Origin of the sequence: Dietzia sp. B19 (assembly GCF_014145155.1) — a bacterium.
Classification (GTDB): Bacteria; Actinomycetota; Actinomycetes; order Mycobacteriales; family Mycobacteriaceae; genus Dietzia; species Dietzia natronolimnaea.
On sequence record NZ_JAALED010000572.1, the window covers coordinates 45,362 to 45,598 of the forward strand.

A 237-nucleotide genomic window follows, 5' to 3' on the forward strand; every position below is an offset into this window, starting at 1 on the left:
GGCCGAGTCCGCCCTGATCACGGTCGTGGCGGACTGCTATCTGGCTGGCGTTTCCACCCGCCGTATGGACAAGCTGGTCAAGACCCTGGGGATCGATTCGCTGTCCAAGTCGCAGGTCTCACGCATGGCCCAGGACCTGGACGAGCAGGTCGCAGCGTTCCGCCACCGCCGCCTGGACGAGGCCGGACCATTCACTTTCGTCACCGCCGACGCGTTGACGATCAAGGTCCGCGAGAA

General features: G+C 65.0%; 1 protein-coding gene. It reads left to right on the forward strand.

The window, feature by feature from the left end; all coding sequences use genetic code 11:
- A partial coding sequence (locus G6020_RS17310; protein WP_241732783.1) for a transposase occupies window positions 1–237 on the forward strand: 237 nt, incomplete at both ends.